Below are 1349 nucleotides of genomic sequence, written 5' to 3' on the forward strand. Positions count from 1 at the left end.
CACAGGCGGAGTCCGCGCCCCACCTCCTGGCGTTTGCGAGTCTCCGCTTCGCTCTGTTTCAGCGTACAGATCTGGAACACGTTGGGATTGTCCCAACCCTCGCGTAGTGCAGAGTGAGAAAAGATAAAGCGTACCGGTTCACTGAAAGAGAGCAGCCGCTCCTTGTCCTTCATGATCAGGTAGTAGGCATCGGTATCCACGCTCTCTTTTGTTTTTCGTTCCACTTTCCCGTCCACGAACTGATTCTTCCTTTTGTCGATGGAGAAATATCCCGCATGCGTTTTATCTGCCGCGATCGATTGCAGGTAACTGATATAGGCATCTTCGCCAATTTTCAGTTGCAGGCTGTTCACCACATCGTCGTACTCCTCCTCGAACATATCCGCATAGGAACCGTTGAACGCATTGCCGGAAGAATCGTACTGCTTGTATTTGGCAACTTCGTCGATAAAAAAGAGGCTCAACACCTTAATACCCCTGAAGTAAAGCATTCGTTCCCGTTCGATATGCGACAGGATGGTCTCCCGGATCTGGATCCGGCGAAGCTGCTGCTCGTTCACCGCCCCTTTCACATCGCCGGCATAGAGTTTTGTTCCGTTCTGAAAAGTGACAGAATTATCTCTGCCGTCGATATTTGTCACGGTGAATCCATCCCGGTACTGTTCAAGCGACCCCGATCGGTCGTACAGATTATGCCCTATTTCAATTTTCCGGACCACCGCCTTCACACCACCGGCTTGCTTCACCTCAAATCCCAGGTTTGCGGTGGGACTCTTCTCCTTGAAGAGATTGATCCCCTCCAGGTAAAGATACCCCTCCGTCCCGGTAGTTCCGGTCTGGGCAATCCCTTTCACCGCGATCTTCTTCACCAGCTTCTTGTTGTAGGCCTCCATGGCATCCAGCCGGTAGATCAGGTTGTAAAGACTGTCCTTCTTATGCGTAGCCGAATAACGCAACGTGAACAGCGGGTTGAACCCCTTCAGGTTCTCTTTGGTCTGTTTCCCCTCCACCGATTGCGGCTCGTCGATAATCAGGATGGGATTGGTTTTGGCAATCACATCAATCGGCCTGCGGCTGCGGAAGCTATCCAGTTTCATGTAGATACGCCTGGCATCCTTTCCCCGGGCGTTGAACGCCTGGGCATTGATGATCATCACGTTGAGCGAGTTGTCGCTGGCAAAACGGTCGATCTCGGTCAGTTGGGACGAGTTATAGATAAAGAACCGGATCTTTTTTCCGTAGTCCTCGGTGAAGTGTTCCTGCGTGATCTGGAACGACTTATATACCCCCTCGCGGATGGCAATGCTTGGCACCACGATAATGAACTTGCTCCAGCCATACCGCTTGTT

The 1349-nt window shown here is 51.7% G+C and carries 1 pseudogene; it reads right to left on the reverse strand.

Going from position 1 to position 1349, the window contains the following annotated elements:
- A pseudogene (locus B3Z75_RS10700) lies at positions 1–1349 on the reverse strand (restriction endonuclease subunit R); the annotation flags it as partial.

This window comes from Proteiniphilum sp. UBA1028 (assembly GCF_002316955.1).
Taxonomy (GTDB): domain Bacteria; phylum Bacteroidota; class Bacteroidia; order Bacteroidales; family Dysgonomonadaceae; genus Proteiniphilum.